At 41.8% G+C, this 20388-nt stretch carries 19 protein-coding genes; 13 read left to right on the top strand and 6 right to left on the bottom strand.

The annotated features are described in order from the left end of the window. Positions 1–96: 96 nt before the first annotated feature. The 6 genes from asnB to FC14_RS00155 all read left to right on the top strand — a co-directional run bounded on the left by asnB (position 97) and on the right by FC14_RS00155 (position 8438). A complete protein-coding gene (gene asnB / locus FC14_RS00185; protein WP_056975552.1) occupies positions 97–1989 on the top strand; it encodes an asparagine synthase (glutamine-hydrolyzing) in 1893 nt (630 codons plus the stop codon). A gap of 106 nt (positions 1990–2095) precedes the next feature. After that, a complete protein-coding gene (locus tag FC14_RS00180; protein WP_056975550.1) occupies positions 2096–3097 on the top strand; it encodes an aldo/keto reductase in 1002 nt (333 codons plus the stop codon). Positions 3098–3668: 571 nt separating this feature from the next. Continuing rightward, the gene (locus tag FC14_RS00170) at positions 3669–5603 is read left to right on the top strand and encodes a fructose-1,6-bisphosphatase (RefSeq protein WP_225365294.1); all 1935 of its coding nucleotides are present in this window, start codon (positions 3669–3671) and stop codon (positions 5601–5603) included. 171 nt (positions 5604–5774) lie between these two features. After that, positions 5775–6578: a TrmB family transcriptional regulator gene (locus FC14_RS00165; RefSeq protein WP_056975546.1), complete on the top strand. Its 804-nt coding sequence runs from the start codon at positions 5775–5777 to the stop codon at positions 6576–6578. A 23-nt stretch (positions 6579–6601) separates the two neighbouring features. Beyond that, on the top strand, positions 6602–7468 hold the full coding sequence (locus tag FC14_RS00160; protein WP_050611458.1) for a sulfite exporter TauE/SafE family protein: 867 nt from the start codon (positions 6602–6604) through the stop codon (positions 7466–7468). 4 nt (positions 7469–7472) lie between these two features. Then, the gene (locus FC14_RS00155) at positions 7473–8438 is read left to right on the top strand and encodes an ornithine cyclodeaminase (RefSeq protein WP_056975545.1); all 966 of its coding nucleotides are present in this window, start codon (positions 7473–7475) and stop codon (positions 8436–8438) included. A gap of 85 nt (positions 8439–8523) precedes the next feature. Here FC14_RS00155 and FC14_RS00150 read toward each other — a convergent pair whose 3' ends face one another. Then, the gene (locus FC14_RS00150) at positions 8524–8763 is read right to left on the bottom strand and encodes a SemiSWEET transporter (RefSeq protein WP_050611456.1); all 240 of its coding nucleotides are present in this window, start codon (positions 8761–8763) and stop codon (positions 8524–8526) included. A 103-nt stretch (positions 8764–8866) separates the two neighbouring features. Here FC14_RS00150 and FC14_RS00145 point away from each other — a divergent pair, with 103 nt between their 5' ends. The 5 genes from FC14_RS00145 (at position 8867) to celB (ending at position 11936) form a co-directional block, all read left to right on the top strand. After that, positions 8867–9202, top strand: coding sequence for a PTS sugar transporter subunit IIB (locus FC14_RS00145; RefSeq protein ID WP_056975543.1), 336 nt, complete (start codon positions 8867–8869; stop codon positions 9200–9202). Positions 9203–9296: 94 nt separating this feature from the next. Beyond that, complete coding sequence (locus FC14_RS00140) at positions 9297–9632, top strand: PTS sugar transporter subunit IIB (RefSeq protein ID WP_050611454.1); 336 nt, start codon at positions 9297–9299, stop codon at positions 9630–9632. A 22-nt stretch (positions 9633–9654) separates the two neighbouring features. Further along, the gene (locus FC14_RS00135) at positions 9655–10020 is read left to right on the top strand and encodes a PTS sugar transporter subunit IIA (protein WP_056975540.1); all 366 of its coding nucleotides are present in this window, start codon (positions 9655–9657) and stop codon (positions 10018–10020) included. 28 nt (positions 10021–10048) lie between these two features. After that, complete coding sequence (locus tag FC14_RS00130) at positions 10049–10546, top strand: hypothetical protein (RefSeq protein ID WP_056975538.1); 498 nt, start codon at positions 10049–10051, stop codon at positions 10544–10546. A 16-nt stretch (positions 10547–10562) separates the two neighbouring features. Beyond that, a complete protein-coding gene (gene celB, locus FC14_RS00125) occupies positions 10563–11936 on the top strand; it encodes a PTS cellobiose transporter subunit IIC (RefSeq protein WP_056975536.1) in 1374 nt (457 codons plus the stop codon). Between the two features lie 78 nt (positions 11937–12014). Here celB and FC14_RS00120 read toward each other — a convergent pair whose 3' ends face one another. From FC14_RS00120 to treR, 4 genes are all read right to left on the bottom strand, one after another. Further along, positions 12015–12725, bottom strand: coding sequence for a GntR family transcriptional regulator (locus FC14_RS00120; protein ID WP_056975534.1), 711 nt, complete (start codon positions 12723–12725; stop codon positions 12015–12017). A 281-nt stretch (positions 12726–13006) separates the two neighbouring features. Further along, positions 13007–13660 (bottom strand): nitroreductase, encoded by a 654-nt coding sequence (locus FC14_RS00115; protein ID WP_056975532.1) that lies wholly within the window; start codon positions 13658–13660, stop codon positions 13007–13009. 115 nt (positions 13661–13775) lie between these two features. Then, the gene (gene treC, locus FC14_RS00110) at positions 13776–15434 is read right to left on the bottom strand and encodes an alpha,alpha-phosphotrehalase (protein ID WP_056975530.1); all 1659 of its coding nucleotides are present in this window, start codon (positions 15432–15434) and stop codon (positions 13776–13778) included. Between the two features lie 11 nt (positions 15435–15445). After that, positions 15446–16162, bottom strand: coding sequence for a trehalose operon repressor (gene treR / locus FC14_RS00105; RefSeq protein ID WP_172575627.1), 717 nt, complete (start codon positions 16160–16162; stop codon positions 15446–15448). Between the two features lie 197 nt (positions 16163–16359). On the opposite strand from treR, the gene FC14_RS00100 reads away from it, so the two are divergent. Together FC14_RS00100 and FC14_RS00095 are read left to right on the top strand one after the other, a co-directional pair. Further along, positions 16360–18243: a glucose PTS transporter subunit IIA gene (locus FC14_RS00100; protein ID WP_056975526.1), complete on the top strand. Its 1884-nt coding sequence runs from the start codon at positions 16360–16362 to the stop codon at positions 18241–18243. 59 nt (positions 18244–18302) lie between these two features. After that, positions 18303–19016 carry a Cof-type HAD-IIB family hydrolase gene (locus FC14_RS00095; RefSeq protein ID WP_235804484.1) on the top strand — a complete coding sequence of 238 codons (714 nt, stop codon included), beginning with the start codon at positions 18303–18305 and terminating at the stop codon, positions 19014–19016. 139 nt (positions 19017–19155) lie between these two features. On the opposite strand, the gene FC14_RS00090 is transcribed toward FC14_RS00095, so the two are convergent. Beyond that, positions 19156–19869, bottom strand: a complete 714-nt coding sequence (locus FC14_RS00090; protein WP_056975523.1) for a GntR family transcriptional regulator — start codon at positions 19867–19869, stop codon at positions 19156–19158. Positions 19870–20388 lie beyond the last annotated feature (519 nt).

Here is a 20388-nt window from a genome sequence, read left to right as displayed (position 1 = left end):
ACTTAAGGTTTGCCAAGAACTTTTTATGTTATGATAAATACTAGGTAGATTTGAACCAATCTAAGTTTAAGGGAAAAATAAAGAGGAGTTTAAAATATGTGTGGATTTGTTGGCTGTCTGACAACAATTAAAAATACCAAAGATCTTAATGATCAGCTGACCGTCAGCGATATGAATTCAATGATTGTTCACCGGGGACCTGATGATTCAGGTTACTTTGAAGATGAACACATCACAATGGGTTTTCGCCGTTTAAGTATTATTGACTTAGAAGGGGGTCACCAACCTCTATCTTACGATAACGACCGTTATTGGATGACCTTCAACGGGGAAATTTATAACTATCTTGAATTAAGAGCCGACTTGAAAAAGGAAGGCTACGAATTTAAAACTGACTCCGATTCAGAAGTTATTATCGCAATGTACGCGCGTTATAAAGAAAAGTGTGTCGACTTCCTGCGGGGAATGTATGCCTTTGTAATTTGGGATCGTGATACCAAAACGATGTTTGCAGCCCGGGATCACTTTGGAATTAAGCCGCTTTACTACGCTGAAGAGGGCGATAAGTTCTACTATGCTTCAGAAGGTAAGGCTATTTACAAGGTCTTGAAGGACAAGAGCTTTGATAAGGCTGCGCTTCAAGATTACATGACCTTCCAATTTGTACCCGAACCTAAGACATTAACTAAAGAAATTAAGGCCGTCTTACCAGGCCATTACATTATTAAAAAACCAGGCCAAGCCGTCGTTACTAAGCGCTACTTTAAGCCAGAATTCAATGTAATTGCCCGGCCAGAAGAAGAATACGTGAAGCGGGTCCGTAACGTCTTATTGGACTCGGTTGAAAAACACATGCGGGCTGATGTTACCGTCGGTTCCTTCCTTTCGGGTGGGATTGACTCATCCATCGTGGTGGCTTTGGCAAGACAACTAAGTCCGAAGTTAAAGACCTTCTCCGTTGGGTTTGAACGGGAAGGCTATAATGAAATCGATGTTGCTAAGGAAACTGCGGCTAAACTAGACGTGGAAAACTTTAGCACAGTCATCACCCCCCAACGTTTTGTTGAGGCTTTTCCTTGTTTCATCTGGAACATGGATGATCCTTTGGCTGACCCAGCTGCTGTGCCTCAATACTTTGTGGCTAAGGAAGCTCGTAAGCAAGTCAAGGTTGCCTTAACCGGTGAAGGGGCCGATGAGTTATTTGGTGGTTACACTATTTACCACGAACCATACTCACTTAAGATGTTTAATTACACTAAACCATTAAATGGTGCGCTCCATGCCCTAGCCCGTATCATTCCAGAAGGGGTTAAGGGTAAGAGCTTCTTACTTCGGGGGACGACTCTACTAGAAGAACGTTATGTTGGTAACGCCTTTATCTTTAATGAAAAAGAAAAGCAACAGTTTATGACCCAATATGATGCTAATCAACCATTTGTGGATGTAACTAAACCATATTACGATATTGCTAAGAACTATGACCCTGTGACGAAGATGCAATTTGTGGACATTAATCAGTGGCTTAACGGTGACTTACTCCATAATGCCGATCGAACAACAATGGCGCACAGTCTTGAGTTGCGGACCCCGTTCTTAGATAAGGAAGTCTTTGCCGTTGCCCGGGAAATTCCGGCCGACTTACGGATTGCCAATAATACCACTAAGTACATCTTACGTAAGGCGGTTGAAGGGATTGTTCCTGACCACGTCTTACACAGAAGAAAGCTAGGTTTCCCAGTACCACTCAGATTCTGGCTTAAGGATGAACTTTACGATTGGGCTAAAGACCAAATTTTGGCCTCCCAAACAGACAAATACTTAGACAAGACATACATGCTTAAGTTATTAGATGACCACCGGGATGGTAAGGCTGATAATTCACGGAAATTATGGACGGTCTTAGCCTTCATGATGTGGCATAAGATTTACGTCGAAAACGATTATTTACCAGACGCTGAAGAAATTCAAGCAACTGCAGCTAAAATTTAATAAGCACATCAACCTGGTTACCCCCGTGGGTAACCAGGTTTTTTTAGCTTGACTTGGACTTAACTCCAAGTTGTATAGTAGGCATAAATGAAAGGGGTTTTTTAAAATGGAGTATCAATTTTTAGGCCAGACGGACATCCAAGTTTCCAAGCTTTGTGTAGGCTGTATGAGCTTTGGAAAGGCGGGCACGATGCATGATTGGACCCTAGATGCCACTGCTAGTGAACAGGTCATTAAGCATGCTTTAGATGCAGGAATTAATTTTTTTGACACAGCCAACAGCTATTCGCAGGGAACAAGTGAAGAATATTTAGGCAGGGCTTTGCGCAGAAATGTTGCTCGTGATCAAGTGGTAATTGCTTCTAAGGTTTATTTCAATCCGGGCAGGTTGTCAGCTCAAGCAATTCAACGTGAAATTGATGGTACTTTAAAAAGGCTAGGAACAGATTACCTAGACTTGTACATCATCCACCGGTTTGACTATGAGACGCCGATTGAAGAAACGATGACAGCCTTAAATGAGTTGGTAAAAGCCGGTAAAGTTAGGGCGCTAGGCGCTTCGGCAATGTACGGTTACCAGTTTCACAACATGCAGGAATTTGCTAAGCAAGCAGGTTTAGCCCAATTTGAGGCAATGGAAAACCACTATAACCTTTTATACCGTGAAGACGAACGGGAATTAATTCCGGTTTGCAAGCAATACGGGGTATCTTTGATGCCTTATAGTCCGTTAGCTGCGGGCCACTTGAGTCATTTAGGTTGGCAAACAGATAGTTTGCGTTCACGGACTGACCGCGTGGCGATGGGAAAATATGATGACACTAAGGATAAGGACTATCAAATTGTTTTGCGGGTAAACGAGCTAGCCCAAAAACACGGGGTCTCAATGACACAGATAGCCCTAGCATGGCAGTGGGCTAAAGGAGTAATGGCGCCAATTGTAGGGACTACCAAGCCTAGTCATTTTGACGATGCGGTTGCTGCTTTAAACCTTAAATTGACGCCAGCAGAGGTAGCTTACCTAGAGGAATTATATCAACCACATAAAATCAAGGGAGCACTTAAGCAAAATCCACCGGCAGGAACTGTTTTGGTTGATAAAAAGTAAGCTGAAGTAAAAGGGTCGCTATTGGCAGGCGGCTCTTTTTTTCTCATAAGCGCTTAATAAACCCCTTTCAAGTATAGACAAGTTTCGAAAAAAGATAATTTACAACTTATTGAACTTTAGCCTAAAAATTTAGGAAAGAAACCAAACTAGACAAGCTTTAAAACTTGTATATGCTTGTTATGAAGGGCTTTATATCAGTTATACCAATCTCAACTTGTATATATATGAACCCTAAAATTACCTTGATAATTGCTTTTAGGGGGGAGTATCCATATAATCATAAGTGTTTTAGGGATACTTGTTTAGGTAAGGACAAAGTTATTGTTAGTTGTTAGTGTCTTTACTCAAACGATACAAAGGGAAAGCCTTTGGAGAAAAAGGGATTTTAGGATAATTGAATATGAACCTTTTAGGATGTCGGGTTCGTATTATTACATAGTGAGACTTGGAATTTGCGGATTCCGAGTCTTTTTTTATTACCTTTTACGTAAATACTTAAAAATAAAGTTTGAAAATAACGATGGTAAGGAATATAATAAAAACATTCTTTTAATTACTAGGGGGCTTTAAAATGTCACAAACAAGTTTAAAGCAAAGTGATTATATGACCTATACCCGCCGCTTGCTAGCTGAAAAATTTCCGACTAGGGAAGCGGTTGTTACTGAAATAATGAACTTAGAGGCAATTTTACACCTGCCTAAGGCAACTGAGCACTTTGTTTCGGATCTACACGGAGAATACTCGGCCTTTGACCATATTTTGCGTAACGGGTCAGGCAACGTCTACCAAAAAATCAAGGAGACCTTCGGTAGTCGCTTGACTCAAAAGAGTTTGCAAGACTTTGCCTTACTGATTTATTATCCCGAAGATAAGTTACACTTGCAGGAACAAAAGTTAAGCCAAGTGGACCTAGAGCAATGGTATTTAGATACAATTATCCGCCTGCTAGAGCTGTTGAAGATGGTTGCTAGCAAGTATACCCGGTCTAAGGTTAGAAAGGCCCTGGACCCTAATTTTGTTTACATAACCGAAGAGTTGCTTTACACCGATCAAGCCCAAGAAGATAAGCGCAACTACTTCAACCAACTCTTGAAAAACCTAGTTAAGATGGGGGTGGTTAAGGAGTTCATTAAAGAAAGTTGCTACACAATCCAAAGGTTGGTGGTAGACCACCTACATGTTATTGGCGACATTTATGACCGGGGTGAGCATCCCGATTTAATTATGGAAACCTTAATGAATTACCATTCCGTCGATATCCAGTGGGGCAACCACGACATGCTTTGGATCGGGGCTGCCAGTGGCTCTGAGCTGTGCATGCTAAACCTCTTACGGATTTGTGCACGCTATAATAACTTGGCGACGGTCGAAGACGCTTACGGTATTAGCTTGCGGCACCTATCGAAGTTTGCCGAGGAAACCTATGGCCTAAACCCTGCTTTTTTGCCTAACTTAGTCAAGGGCGACTCATTTAGCTTTCGGGGGGAGCAGTTACAGTTAACGCAGCTCCAACAAGCCCTGGCGATTATGCAATTCAAATTAGAGGGACAAGTAATCGCGCGCCAACCAGATTTTAAGATGGAACAAACCGCCCTCCTGTCTAAAATCGACTACCAGGCTCAAACGATTAAGTTAAACAAGCGGACCTATCAGCTAGAAAATACTTGTTTTGATACAATTGATCCTAAGCACCCCTACCAATTAACCCCAGAAGAAGAACAGATTATTTTAGGGTTACGGCAATCCTTTGTGAATTCCAAGGCCCTAAGAAAACACCTAGACTTTTTAGTTAATAAGGGCAGCATGTACTTAACTTATAATGGCAACCTCTTGGTTCACGGCTGCTTACCGGTAGATGAAGCCGGTAACTTTTTAGCCTTTAACTACCAAGGCAAAGCTTATGCGGGCCGGGCCTTACTGGATTTCTTTGATGACCAGGTCCGTTATGCCTATAATCACCCCGAAGGTGACCAAACGGCGCAGGATCTAATTTGGTACTTGTGGCAGGGGCCGATTTCACCTTTGTTTGGCAAACAACAGATGACGACCTTTGCCCGCTACTTTATCAAGGATAAGGCCAGTCACGAAGAAGTCCGTAACCCTTATTTCAAACTGAGAAAGCAAGAGGAGTTCGTTAAGAAGCTCTTAGGTGAATTTGGCCTAGACGTTAGTGGCCACGTTATTAACGGCCACACTCCGGTTAAGCGGGGCCACGAGGCCATCTTAGCCAACGGCCGCATGATTGTGATTGATGGGGGGTATTCTAAGGCTTATCAGCCCACGACAGGCTTTGGTGGTTATACCTTGCTTTATAACTCATATGGCCTACAGCTAGTTGCCCACCATCCTTTTACTTCCAAGGAGGAAACCTTAAAGAGTGGGCAAGACATTATTTCCACCACCCGGGTGGTCAACCATGAGCTAAAACGGAAGTTAGTGGCGGATACGGATATTGGCCGGCAGTTGCAGGAAAATATTGCTTTACTCAAGACAATGTTGCAGTAAAAAAAGATTGTGAAATAAAAGTTAAATAACCTAAGTTAGACGGGAATTATCATTTGTGAACCACTAACTTAGGTTATTTTTAATGTGAAAAAAATCACTTTTTCACTAGACAAATCGTTTTCAAAGCTATATAGTAGTTACCGTAAGGAACTACTAAAAGAAGGTGTGATTTTGGAAAAAGCACTTACAGCTTTAGAAAAAATTGGGCTCAGTCCCAATGAAGCCCGGGTTTTTTTAACGATTTATAAGGAAGATGGCAAGACGGGCTATAAGATTAGTAAGGATTCGGGGATTGCGCGCTCAAAAATTTATCCCCTTTTATCTAGTCTAGTCGAAAAGGGCCTAATTTTCCAATCGAAGGAAGAACCCATCGTTTATCGGAGTTTAACCTTAAAGGAGTTAGTGGCTAAGTTGGATTTGGATCGGCAAAAGCATATTCAAGACGTAAGGGAAAACTTAACCCAGCTAGACACCAAGGTTGATAAGGCTCCGGTTTGGCAGTTAGCAAGCTATGAGCAAGCCATGGAGCGGGCCTTGTATGAGATTCAGACTGCGCAAAAAAGTCTGTACGTTCAGATATACACCGAGGATTTAACCCCGCCGTTAATTAAAGCTTTAGAGCGAGCTGAAAGTAGACTGCATGATTTTGTGGTCATTCTTTTCAGTCAGCACCATCGCTACTCATTGCCCTTTAGGCGCTATTATAAACACTACTTTGAAGCAGCTAAAAAGGCCGATTATCACGGTCGTTGGCTTAGCGTGGTAGCGGATAGTCAAGCCGTTGTTTCGGGGCGCATTAGTGAGGAAGCAGGTAGTGACTTACTGTGGACGCAAAATAGCTCGATGGTCTTTATGGCCCAAGAATATGTTTTGCATGATGCTTATAATCTAAGAACACTGAATAAATTAGATAAAGAGGCTAGGGAGGTCTTTGGGGCTGATTTAGCAGATGTTCGCAACATTTATTTTGATTGATAAACATCGAGGGGGAAAGCCTTATGTTAACGATTTTATTAACTGCAATCGTAATTATTAACTTGTTATTTATCTATACCTTAGTTAAGGATTTAATCAAGCACAAGGATGAAGTGATGTCAGAACCAGCAAGCACAATTTGGACACCAATTGCGCAAGTAATTATTTATTTCTTGTCGACCTTTGGAATTTCCGACTTTGCGATTTCTACGGCACTCTATCCGAAAGCTAAGTGGGTCTCAATGAAGAAATTACCAGGAACACTTAACACTCAGTGTGTAATTCCTGTCTTTGTAATGGCTTTGGCCTACATTAACAGTATTTCAGTTGGGGTAACCACCCTATTGGTTTGTATCGTCTGCCAAGTTATCGGCGCTTATGTCGGGCCATACTTTGTGGTTAAGTTACCAGAAAAAGTAATCAAGAATTTCGTGGTGGTCGGGTTATTAGTAGCCAGTCTCTTAATTTTAGCTGGAAAATTCAACTGGATTCCTGCTAACGGGACCGCAACGGAATTAACTGGAACTAAGCTGGTTCTAACTGGTTTGTTGATGTTTGTTTATGGGGCTTTAAATAATATTGGGATTGGTTCTTATGCCCTAACGATGGCGACTGTTTACGCGATGGGGATGAATCCCGCAGCCGCCTTCCCAATCATGATGGGGGCATGTACCTTTTCTGTTTCAATTGGAAGTATGCAATTTATCAAGTTACAAGACTACTCACGCAAGATTACCATGATGTCAGTTTTCGGGGTAATCGGCGTCTTAATTGCCGTCTTCTTAGTTAAGAGTTTGAATACCCAAATGCTCCAATGGGTGGTTTTAGTTGTGTTACTCTATTCAGCTGTATCATTATTTATGGCTGGTCGTAAAGAAAGTGAGGCTTAAGCTAATGCAATATTTAGACAAAGAACAAATTGCTGCTAATTTTTCCATGGAAGAAGCGATCGCCGCTTGTAAGGAAGCCCTAGAGCTCTATTCCGCTGGCCGGGCCGACATTCCCTTACGGACTAACATTGATGTGCCGGAAAATAACGGCCAAGCCCTCTTTATGCCCGGCTACGTAAGTGGTAGCACCCCAGCCTTGGGAATTAAGATTGTCTCTGTTTTTCCAGATAATATTAAGGCTAACCTGCCATCAGTTCCGGCCACCATGCTGACAATGGATGCGAAAACAGGGATTGTTAACGCGGTTTTAGATGGGACCTTTTTAACCCAGTTACGAACTGGGGCGGTTCAAGGGGCAGCCACCGATTTATTGGCTAGAAAAGATGCAAAAATCGGACTTTTAATTGGGACTGGAGGTCAAGGCTTCCAACAGCTCCGGGCGATGTTGACTGTGCGCAATTTTGAAAAAATGTATATCTTTGACATTGACCAAGCTCGCGCCCAAGCCTTTGCCAAGGAAGTTGCAACTAGTTTAGCTGCCTTTGGGGTTGAATTTGAAGCCGTAGCCGACGTTAATGCCGTTGTGGGTGAATGTGACGTAATTACCACCGTTACAACCGCTAAGGTGCCAACTTTTGATGGGAGTCTAGTTAAGCCAGGTTGTCATATCAATGGGGTGGGTGCTTATACCTTAGAGATGCACGAGCTACCAGAAACAGCCTTGGTTAAAGCTGCAAAAATTTTCACCGATACCGATGATGGGGTCTTAGCAGAAGCTGGTGACGTGGTTGGTGCCTTAGAAAAAGGAACCATCACAAAAGAGGATCTTAGTGGCGAGTTAGGCCAGTTGGTCTCACACCCAGAGCTAGGCCGGCAAAGTGCCAAAGACATCACGGTCTTTAAGACGGTCGGGACCTCGGCTTTGGACGTGGTTGTTGCAGATAAGATTGTCCGTAAAATTCAAGGGTAAATAAAAGTAAGTAAATATAAAGGACGCTAAAGTCGACAATGATGTTGGCTTTAGCGTCTTTTATTTTAGAAAGTTAGTCAGATTACTAACGATAGCGCAATTTATAACCAAGGATGGTTAGTGATAAGCAGAGGGTGACAGCATTGGCTGAAATCAAGGCGAAGTCGCTAATAGATAGGCCATAGATTAACCAGAGGGCAATACCGAGAACTTGAATGGAATACATACCTAATGACAGCGCAGCTGTATCTTTAGTTTTGACAACTTTAATTACCTGGGGAACAAAGGCGAGGGTGGTTAGGATTCCAGCGATAGTACCAATCATAAAGTTTACCTCCGTAAGTAAGCGGTTTATTTTGTTTTTCAAAAGTATTATAATTTATTGGTATTAATTATTCAAGTACCAACTATATTACGGAGGTTTTTTTATGAAAATCATGATTTGTTGCGGGGCGGGAATGAGTTCAAGCGTTTTAGTTGAACAGATGAAAAAGGCTGCTCGTAAGCAGGGAGATGATGTAGAAATTAGGGCAATGGCAGCCGAAGCATTAATGCAACATTTGCAGTTTGAAACTTATGATGTGGTTATGTTAGGGCCGCAATTAGCTTTTATGGCTGCAAGACTAGAAGAGTTCCTTAAGGATAAAGGTCCAAATGGAAAAGCAATTCCTTTTGAAGTCATTAATTCCTTGGATTACGGCCGCTTACGTGGCGCGGCTGTTTTGGCTAGGGCGAAGCAGTTAATTAAAGAAAATCAAAAATAAAAAATTCCTTGGGTCTTTACAAATTTGTACCAATGTGTTATATTTATACCGTTGAAAGCGGTTAATAACCGAAAGATTTTAGGAGGCTATTATTATGGCAAAAGAAACTATTATGTTAAACTGCGCTGCTGGTATGAGTACTAGTGTATTGGTTAAGAAGATGCAAGATGAAGCAAAGGCTCAAGGGCGCGATACTGAAATCTTTGCATGCTCAGCTAGTGAAGCTGACCAAAAACTGGATACAATGAAGATTGACGTAGTTTTATTAGGACCACAAGTTGCATATATGCGTGCTGATTTTGAAAACAAACTAAAGGGCCGTGGTGAAGGCGGTAAGGATATCCCATTTGATGTGATTGATATGCGTGCTTACGGTATGATGGATGGAAAAACTGTACTTGCACAAGCGGATAAATTAATGGGGAAATAATTTAGAGTTAGAGGGTTTAACTATGGCAGAAGAAAAGAAATTAACGCCTGAAGAAGAACAAAAGCAGTTAGAAGTAACTATGGGCTTGATTATTAATGGCGGTAACGCTAAAAGCCTATCTTTTGAAGCTATTCGTGCGGCTAAAGCGGGCAAGATTGAAGAAGCTCGCACAAAATTAAAAGCAGCTGATGAAGCTTTAGTAGAAGCCCATAATACCCAAACAGATATGTTAACTAAAGAAGCACAAGGGCAACATGCCAAGGTCACTTTGTTAACAGTTCACTCCCAAGATCATATGATGAACGCCATTACGTTCCGTGACCTAGCAGGAGAAATGGTTGATTTATATGAATTACTGTATAAGTCAAAAAGTTTAACTACTGAGTAAACGTTAATTCCTAGTAGGAGGTATTAAGATGACTAGAGAAGAAAGAGTAGATAAGCAAAAGCTAGAAGAAAGCTTAAAGTACATGCACTTTAACCGTTTCATGATGGTGCGGTATCTTTCAGCGGCTTATTTCTTTGTTAATGCGGCTTGGGCCTTAGTGGCTTTTTCTTATCAAAGTTGGACATTATATATTCCGTTAGTGATGGTTGTTTTAAACTTACTATCTTCAATGGAGATAGCTGGTAAGTTGCAAAGCAAAACAACGGATGCACCTAAGACGACTTTTTACTTTCTAGTTCAACTGACGCTGAACTTACTACTAGGGATTATTTGTTTTACACCCTTGGCAGCTAGTGTATTTCCGTTTGTAAGCGCTAAAAATGCTAGAGCTATTATTACGATGATTTTATTAATCGGGATTTTTGGTGCAATCATGGTGTTAAATAGACTTCAAGCTGTCAAAACAAATTCAGATAAGTATTACAAGGTTATTTCCGCTTTTAAGAAAAATCATATTAAAAATTAGTTGAGGAGGAACTCTCATGGCATCAAGTTCTGGCTTTCAAGATTTTTTGAACAAGCACATTGTGGGTCCAATGGGGAAGTTTGCTAACTTCCGCTTTGTCCGTGCCGTTATGGCCGCCGGATTTACAGTTATTTCATTTACTATTGTTGGTTCTATGTTTTTGATCTTAAGTAACTTGCAACTGATTATTACCGCTGACTGGTTTGTAGATTTTTATAACAATACTTTAGGTCGCTTCCAAGACCTCTACTCTAACATCTACAATGCCGTTATGGGCTTTATCGCTATTTACTTTGCAGGTTCGTTTGCGTTTAACTTCACTAAGATTTATCGTGACGAAGAAAAGATTGATGTTGATCCATTAAACGGGATGTTTTTAGCACTCTTTGGTTTCTTTATCACCATCCCTCAATATGTGTGGACAGATGGTAAAGCATCTTTCTTGACCAACGCAAGTAAAAAAGCGGTTGAATCTGGAAGCGCTGTTATTAGCGGGTATGGTGCTAGTGCCTCAGGTTTTGCCCGGTTGGGAGCTACTGGGATCTTTACTGGTTTAATCATTGGAACCTTAGCAGTTCAAATTTACCGTATGGTTGTTAAAAAAGGTTGGGGTATTAAAATGCCTGACTCGGTGCCAAAGGGTGTTGCTGATTCCTTCACTGCCTTATTGCCTGGCTTCATGATTGCTTTTGTTGTTGGGATTATTGATGGAATTTTAGTCATGATGGGAACAGATATTTTCAACGTTCTTTATATTCCATTTTCCTTCGTTTCTAAGTTAGTTGATTCTTGGTGGGGAGTTGCAATTATCTTCTTCTTAATTGCTTTGCTATGGTTCGTTGGTATTCACGGTGCCACTATCATTTCAAGTTTCTACCAAGCATTTACACTTTCTAACTTAGCTGCTAATAACGCTGGTGGCTACCATGTTTTCGCTGGTGAATTTGCTAATGCCTTTGTTTTACTTGGTGGTTCAGGTGCAACTTTAGGTGTTGTTTTGTACATGTGCTTTAGAGCTCGTTCTGTGCAATTACGTGAGTTAGGTAAACTGGCTATTGTTCCAGGATTATTCAACATCAATGAACCAATCTTGTTTGGGCTACCAATCGTTTACAACATTGATGTTGCCATTCCATTTGCACTTGCACCAATGACTACGGCCGTAGTTACTTACGCTGCAATCGCTAGTCACCTTGTTCCTAAGATTACCGTTCAACAACCTTGGCCAACTCCAATCGGTTTAGGGGGCTTCATTGCAACCCAAAGTTGGCGTGGTGCTGTCTTAGCCGTTGTAACAGCTGTTATCGCAGCCGTAATTTGGTATCCATTTATCAAGCGTTACGACAACAAGCTTTACAAGAACGAACAGGCTGCTAGTCAAGCTAAATAATAGTTAAAAATGACCCAGGAAATTGAAGGGCTTCATATTTGCTAGTAACATAGCTAGCAAGTATGAAGCCCTTTTTTGTTAGTGAAGGTGATTTCTGACATGGTAGTAGAAAGTAAGTTTAGGTTTTAGATAAAGGGTTTTAGAGTAATTAAAAGGTTGCTCGTTTTTTAAATAATCAACTTCTTCGATGCACATAGCTGGTGTTCCCGCGGGTAAACCAGTTAGACTTGCTTCCTGTTCGGATAAGACGTGTACCTGGGAATATTCATCACCACTGATGATTTCTAAATTATAATGTTCAATAATGAAAGCGTAGATAGCCTTTTGGCAAATCTTTTCGTCTAAATAAGGGACGACATCTTTAAGGTAGTAGGCATCTTCGAGACTAATTAATTCATTGTTTTTGTAGCGTAGTCTAAGCACGTGGTATAAAGGTGTCCCCGGTCGACATTGGAGAAAGTCTGCGGTTCGCTTGGTAGCTGGGATGACTTCGAGAGTGAGAACCTTAGAAATAATGGGTGTTTCAACGCCTAAATCCCGTAAACCATATTTATTTGACATATTAATCACGTTATTCAAACGATCAGGATGAAAACTAACAAAGTAGCCACTACCCTGGATGCGTCGAATAATCCCCTGGTTTGTTAAAATGTCAAGGGCAGACCTAATGGTATTACGACTAACCCCGTAAGCGGCGATTAGTTCCTCCTCTTTAGGTAGTCGTTCCGGATAGACCTTTGCCTCGATTTTTTGGGCTAAATCATTTGCAACTTTTTGATACTTTAACATATTTGAATCCCCCCGATTATAAAAAGAAACCGTTTACTATAAGTTTATATAAATATTATACCCTAATAATAGGTTATTGGTGCTAAAATTTATTTACTAGTTGCCAATAAGGTGACTAGTAAACTTTTATTGGCTAAAAAGCATTTTCGGATAGTATCGTTTACAATTATTAACTTACAACTTAAACTATAGTCTAAGTCAATAGCTATAAAGGAAAATTTTAAATAGCAGTAACCCCCGTAATGACACAAGGAATTGAAGTGCTATTACGGGGGTCTTTTTTAGTCAAAAGTATGCACAAATTCGGCTAGCGGCCGGCGGGGTGATTGGTAATCGTTTAGGGCGTGGGAGTCGCGGTAGCCGAGGGCGATACCGGCAATTAGGTTCTCGCTAGCTGGAATTTGGAGGGTAGCCTTGAGTTGGTCGGTATACTTGATTAACTCATAGGCGATGATGCTATCGACGCCGCGGGACTTGGCAGCAAGGGTTAGGCTTTGGCTGAAAAGTCCTAGGTCAAATAAGGACCAGTCTGGGGCCTTTTGAGGAATGGTCAAGTAACAGATAACGGGGGCGTTAAAGAGGTCGGTTTGTGCCTGGTTAAATTCGGTTAAATTTTCAGCCCCGCCGACAAAAGCCCGCATAGCTTCGCTATTGTTATGCATGTTTTCGCGGGCGAAATCTTCCCAAAAGCGGCGACGCATGGGAGCAAGGGTCGGGCTAGTGGCTAGCTTAACTGCGGTTGCCTTTTGGTGGGCGGCTTTAATTTTAGCTAAGGTCTCGCCTTGAGCCAGGTAGACCTGCCAAGGTTGAGAGTCAGACCAAGAGGGGGCGTAGTTAGCTAAGGTTAAAATTTCGGTTAGTAGGTCGGTTGCCACCGGCTTAGAGCTAAAGAAACGGATTGACCGGCGGCTAGTGATAATTTGATCGAAGTCCATATTAATTCCTCCACAAAGAAAATTTAATTCTATTAATATCATAACAGATTTTATAGTGAGCGTTTTCTTTTTGGGGCAAAAAAGCCCGAATTTTGAGGAATTCGGGCTAAGTTGCTTATATTTCCCAGGCAATAGTTTCGTACGGACGCAGGGTTAACCTGGCTGGCAACTTGGCTAGGTCTTGGTCGTAGTTGCTGATGACGAGACGGCAAGCTCTGTTAGCGTAAGTACCTAAGTCAAGTTCTGTTTCTTGGCCGTAGAAGTTATTGATAACCAAAAGTTCTTTAGCTTGGTTATCAAGGTAGCGCCGGTAGGCAAAAACCTGTGGGTGATCTTTGAAGACGGTTTGGAAGTGTCCTGCGGAAATGAGGGGCATTTCTTTCCGGAGCTTGATTAGCTGTTGGTAGTAAGTGAAGATTTGACCACTAGCTAGCTCTTTTTCAACGTTGATTTCTGCTTGGTCAGTTGGCTTTAACCACGGAGTTACGGTAGAAAAACCAGCGTATTTATCGGCATTCCAGTGCATTGGGACCCGGGAATTATCGCGGGCCTTGAGGCTTACGAGGTGGAAGGCCTCTGCAGGTGACTTGCCAGCTTCAATGAGGGCTTGGTAGGCATTCAAAGCTTCAACGTCAACGTATTCGGAGATATCCGTGTAGCTAGGGTCCATCATCCCTAATTCTTCACCCTGATAGATGTAAGGGGTCCCCCGCATCAAGTGGAGGGCAGAAGCCAGCATTTGAGCTGATTCCACCCGGAAGTTAACGGGGTCGCCAAAGCGGTTGAGGGCCCAAGGTTGGTCGTGGTTATTCCAGAAGAGGGCGTTCCAGCCGCCACCTTGGTCCATTTTTTCTTGCCAGTCGGTGAAAAGTTGCTTTAACTTCATGAAGTCAAAGGGATAGTCGCTCCACTTTTCGCCGTCTTTATAATCGACCTTGAGGTGGTGGAAGGTGAAAACCATTGAGAGTTCATGCTCGGCTGGATTGGAGTATTCGATTGAGTTAGGGATAGTTGCCGATGACATTTCCCCTACGGTGATAGCGTCTTCATCTTGACCAAAGCTAGTCCGATTCAGCTCTTTAAGGTAATCATGCACGACGGGCGTATCGGTGTAGAGGGCTTTTTCTTCATTAATATCGGTTGAATCAACTAGGACGGTGTCTTTACCAGTAACGTTGATTACGTCAAACCGGAAACCAGCTACGCCCTTACTTCTCCAAAAGTTGATAATTTTACTTGCTTCTTTTCTGACGTTTTCGTTGTGCCAGTCAAGGTCGGCTTGAGTCTTATCGTAGAGGTGGAGGTAGTAAAGGTTAGTGTCGCCAAATTTCTCCCAGGCCGGACCACCAAACTTGGAAGACCAGTTATTAGGGAGACTGCCGTCAGCCTTGGCCGGTCTTAAGTAGAAGAAGTCTTGGTAGTACTTGTCGCCGGCTAAGGCCTTCTTAAACCATTCGTGTTCGGTGGAGCAGTGGTTTAACACCATATCGAGCATCACACCCACGTTGATTTCCTTGAGTTTAGCTACTAGTTCTTCAAAATCAGCCATGGTCCCAAACCGAGGGTCGATTTGGTAGTAATCGGCGATGTCATAACCATTATCGTTTTGGGGCGAGACAAAGAAGGGGTTAAACCAAATCATGTCGATGTTTAACTTAGCAATGTAAGGGATTTTGGCAATGATTCCCCGTAAATCGCCAATGCCATCGTTGTTACTATCATAAAATGACTTAGGGTAAATTTGATAAATTACTTTTTGACCGAGTGTTTGCATAAGAGCCTCCTTTATATTTTTCGTCTGCGGGCAAAATCAAAAAAGCTGAAATCGTCGGGATGGTGATAAGATTCGGTGATTTCAAAGAGCCTAGTGTCTTCTAAGTAAGTTTTACTTGAAACTAAGACCGCACGCCGGTCTGCTTCTAACTTGAGCTTACTAGCGATATAGTCATCAACCTTACGGACGGTGATTTCTTTTGTTGCGTAAGAAATTACAAAGCCTAACTTATCTTCCAGGTAAGCGTAAATCGAATTTTGGGCTTCCTCCATAGGTAGGAAATTAACCGGGGGACTTAAGAGGTAGTCACGGTCCAAAACTTTTGGTTGGTCATTGATTAACCGCAGTCTTTCCAAGAAGATGAACTTGTCTGCGTCAACCTGTTCGACTTTGATGTTTGCAGGTAACTGTTCAATTTCTTCTAGACGTAAGACCTCTGTTTTAGCCTTCATCCCTAAGGTTTCATTTAATTCCTTAAAAGAAGTGATTCCAGCAACTGGAAAGGCGTAGCGACTGCTGTCTAAGACTAACGAGCCCTTTCCCTTGATTTTTTGAATTAAGCCCAGGTCTGTTAAGTCCCCGAGCGATTTACGGACGGTATTTCTAGCTGCGCCGTAAAGTTCCGCTAGCTGGTTTTCGCTGGGAAGGTAGTCACCGGGTTTATAAAGTTGATGCTTAATTTTTAAAGCAATATCTTGGGTAATAATTTCTTGTTTACTTTTAACCATCATCAATCATCCTTTAAAAGTAATTCTATGTTTATTATATTATCAGATGTGCGCACAAGCAAGACGAGAGTTATAAAAAAGCTTACATTCTTGTTTTAATAACTTTTTTTAGGAAATACGTTGACACATGTGCGCACAGGTTGTAAGATAAATTCGAAGAGTTAAGAAAACGTTTTTGTAAAATGGAGGAAAAGCTTATGGCGAAAAAGGACTACACTAAGTTAGCTCAAACCATTATTGAAAACGTCGGTGGGCAAGAGAATATCGCCAACGTTATTCATTGTATCACTCGCTTACGTTTTTATCTAAAGGATGAAGGTAAGGCTAACGATGATGTTTTGAAGAATACGACTGGGGTGTTAGATGTAATTCACGCTTCCGGCCAATACCAAGTCGTAATCGGAAACGAAGTTACTAACGTGTTTGATGCCGTTGTTAGTCAATTAGGACCTGGCTTTAGCGGGGAAGCAACACCAGCTCCCGCTGAAGACGATGGCAAAAATCCAGTTAGTCGTGCAATGGGTAACCTAATTGGGTTTATTACTGGGTCAATGAGTCCGGTTGTTGGGGTAATCGCAGCTTCTGGTATTATTAAAGGGATTTTAGCATTATTAACTTTACCTCAACTAGGCTCATTACTTAGTCCTACTAGTTTAGTTTATATCTCTGTTAGCGCGATGGCTGACTCGGCCTTTTTCTTCTTGCCAATTTTGGTAGGGTTTGCAGCCGCTAAACGCTTGGGAAGTGACCCAATTGTCGCCGCTGTTATCGGTGGGGTTTTAACTTACCCACAACTAGTAACCTTTGGGAAAGCCTTTAAGTTAATGTTTGAAGTTGGGGGCTTTAAGTTCCAATTCCTAAACTATACTTACTCAATTTTCCCAATGATTTTAGCAGCTTGGTTAGCTAAAAAAGTTGGTGACTGGCTCAAAGATCACCTCCCAAGCTACCTACAAATGATTTTCAACCCATTGATTACGATCTTAGTTGTTTCTACGATTACTTTAGTTGTAACTGGCCCAGTTATCCAAGGGTTCGCCAACGGCATTGCGGACTTAATTAACTGGATGGTGCATGTATCCGGTTGTTTAGGTGGGCTTCTAATTGGTGGCTTCTACCAATTACTTGTTATCTTCGGTCTACACTGGGGCGTTGTGCCTTTGGTGGCTCAACAAATTACCGGTAGTGGAGAAAGTGCCTTAAACGCAATTATTTCCACAACGATGGTTTCTCAAGGTGCCGCTGTTTTAGCTGTTGCTATCAAGTCAAGAAAAGATGATATTAAAGAATTAGGTTTTGCCGCTACCATCTCCGCTTTCTGTGGGGTAACTGAACCAGCTATTTACGGGATTAACTTGCGCTTCCGCCGGGTATTTATCTCTGGTTTAATTGGGTCTGCAGTCGGGGGCTTCATTACCGGCTTAATGCACGGGACAATGTACGGCTTCACTGGGTCATTAATCGGTTTTTCTTCCTTCTTCAACCCTAAGAACCCAAGTGACTTAAATAGTTTCTATGCCTTCTTACTTTCATCTGCAGCTGCTTTAGTCGTTTCCTTTGTAATTGCCTGGGTTTGGGGTTACAACGACAAGATGGAAATGGGTAAAAAGGTTGAAAAGAAGCAACGGCCAGGCTCAACTCCTAAGCCAGCAGCTAACTTAGACGCTAAGGCTTCAGAAGAAACATTGGTTGCCCCTGTTGAAGGGCAAATCATTCCTTTAGCCGAAGTAAAAGATCAGGTCTTCTCAACTGGGATGATGGGTCAAGGTTTCGGAGTGATTCCAAGTAAAGGCGTGTTGACAGCACCAGCGGATGCAGAAGTAACAGTTGCTTATGAAACGGGTCATGCGATTGGTTTGACTACCACTGCCGGGGCAGAAGTCCTCTTACACATTGGTTTAGACACTGTCATGCTAAAAGGGCAAGGATTTGACGTTAAGGTTAAGCAAGGGCAATTTGTCAAAGCCGGTGATGTTTTGGTAGAATTTGATAAAGCTCAAATTGAAAAAGCAGGTTATGATACGACTGTCATCTGCGTGGTCACAGATCCACACGATGTTAAGGTCAACTTGCCTAAGTAAAAATTAAAAATAACGGGCTGGGATTGTTACCGGCCCGTTTTGTTTAAGGAGGAATTTTGATGGCACCATTTAAAGCGATTGCAGTTGATATGGATGGGACTTTTTTGGATGATCAAAAAAACTACGATAAGGAACTTTTCGCTTATCTGTTAACCAAGATGAACGAGCAGGGCATCCATTTCATTGTGGCTAGCGGTAACCAGTACGAGCGCTTGCGCTTGGACTTTGTGGAACACTACCAAGACTTGGCCTTCGTAGCCGAAAATGGTGCCTATCTGATTGACCGGACACAAGCGGTGTTAACGCAAGCGCTAGATTTAGATGTGATTAAGCAGGTAGTAACATTTAAGCAGGCCTACCCAGAATTGCACCTAGCAGCTTGTGGGGTCAAGGCAGCTTATATTCCCCATGACGAAGAAACGGATTTTGTGGAAGGGATGAAGTACTATTGTCCCAAACACGAATTGATTGAGAGTTTGGAGAAGCTACCGGTTGATGCCTACCTAAAGTTGACAGCGGGCATGAGGGCTGAAGACACTAAGCCACTATTAGCAGCCTTGCAAGCCGAATTTGGGCAGGTCTTAAAGATTACCTCGTCAGGCTTTGGTAGCATCGACCTCATGAAAAAAGGGGTTAATAAGGCCCAAGGCTTAGATTTAATGCTTAAGCGCTGGAACTTAGGCCATGATGACTTAATCGCCTTTGGGGACGGGGGCAATGACATTGAAATGTTAACCCACGCTAAGTATGGTTACGCCATGGAAAAACGGTGATCCTAAGGTTAAAGCCATTGCGGACTACATTGCTCCTGCTAACAACGAAGCGGGCGTATTACAAGTCCTTAAGGGCTACCTCGAATAATTAATAAAAAAGACCAGCTCAGAAGTAAATTACTTCCGGGCTGGTTTTTAATTAGTTAAGGTAGTTACTTACGTGGTAGTAAAGGGTTAAGTCGCTTTGAAGGTAGAGCGTTTTGGAGTAGTTAAAAGGCTGCTCGTTTTTAAGGTAGTTAACCTCTGTTAGGTGTAAGGCCGGGGTGGCTACTTCTAGGCCAGTTAAGTCGGCTTCCGCTTTAGTTAGGCGGGCTAGCTTAATGAATTCATCCCCATTTTTAATTTCCACCCCGTAGGTTTTAGTGATGAAATTAAAGATGGATTCACGACAGACTTCTTCGGTCAAGTAAGGCACAACACTTTTGAGGTAGTAAGCATCTTCCAGGCTGACAACTTCCTTGCTATTTGAACGCAGACGTTTAACGTGGTAAATATCTGTTGCAAGTGGGCATTGCAAGCGCGTGGCAATTTCTTGGTCGGCGGGAATTACTTCCAGGCTCAGAACCTTAGAAGAGATGGGGTCGGCCTTTTCCAAGTCATAGAGGCCTTTTTTAGACCCACCGTTAACGATTAATTCCCCTGGTTGAGCACTAGTGTTAACGAAGTAGCCGCTCCCTTGGATCGAACGCACCATGCCTTGGTTATAAAGGAGGTTTAAAGCGTTTCTGATGGTGTTACGACTAACTTGGTAGTGGTTAATCAGTTCTTGTTCACTCGGCAGTTTATCTGTATAAACTTGGTCGTCGATTTTTTGCGCAATGTCCTTAGCAACTAATTTGTATTTTAATGTCATATTGATCCCTTCTTTTTGATTCTTTCTAACTAATCATTTTTGTGCTAATAACTTTATTATACAGGTTAAGCTGGAAAAAGGTAAGGCGGCTTAGGCAGGAAAAATAAGGGATATTTAAGGGATGATAGTTAAAAATCTCACAATTTCAGTGGGAAATTAAGCGTCCCTGTGGGAACAAATCCCTTTAAAATAAGGAAGTCAAAGGTTTGGACAAAATATTTAAATATAATAAAAATCACTTTATGTAATCTTTTTTAAGGATATTCCACGGATTTGAGCATAATTTGTCTGAAAAAAGATTTGAAAACAAAAAAATAAAAATTTTTTTGCAGGAATTTTTAAATTTGAAAACCATAAAAAATTTAAATTAAAAACTAAATTGAGTATTTGGGAAATGTTATTAGATAAACTTTTGTAACGAAAACGCTTAAGCTTTTATAAAAGAAAACCATTCCAAAAAAATTAAGTTTTCCTCAATGTAACAAGCGTGATAAGTCACAAACTACAATTATTTTTAAA

Origin of the sequence: Ligilactobacillus agilis DSM 20509, from assembly GCF_001436215.1 — a bacterium.
Taxonomy (GTDB): domain Bacteria; phylum Bacillota; class Bacilli; order Lactobacillales; family Lactobacillaceae; genus Ligilactobacillus; species Ligilactobacillus agilis.
Note: the sequence above shows the minus strand (reverse complement) of the source record. Positions and strands in the feature narration are given on the sequence as shown.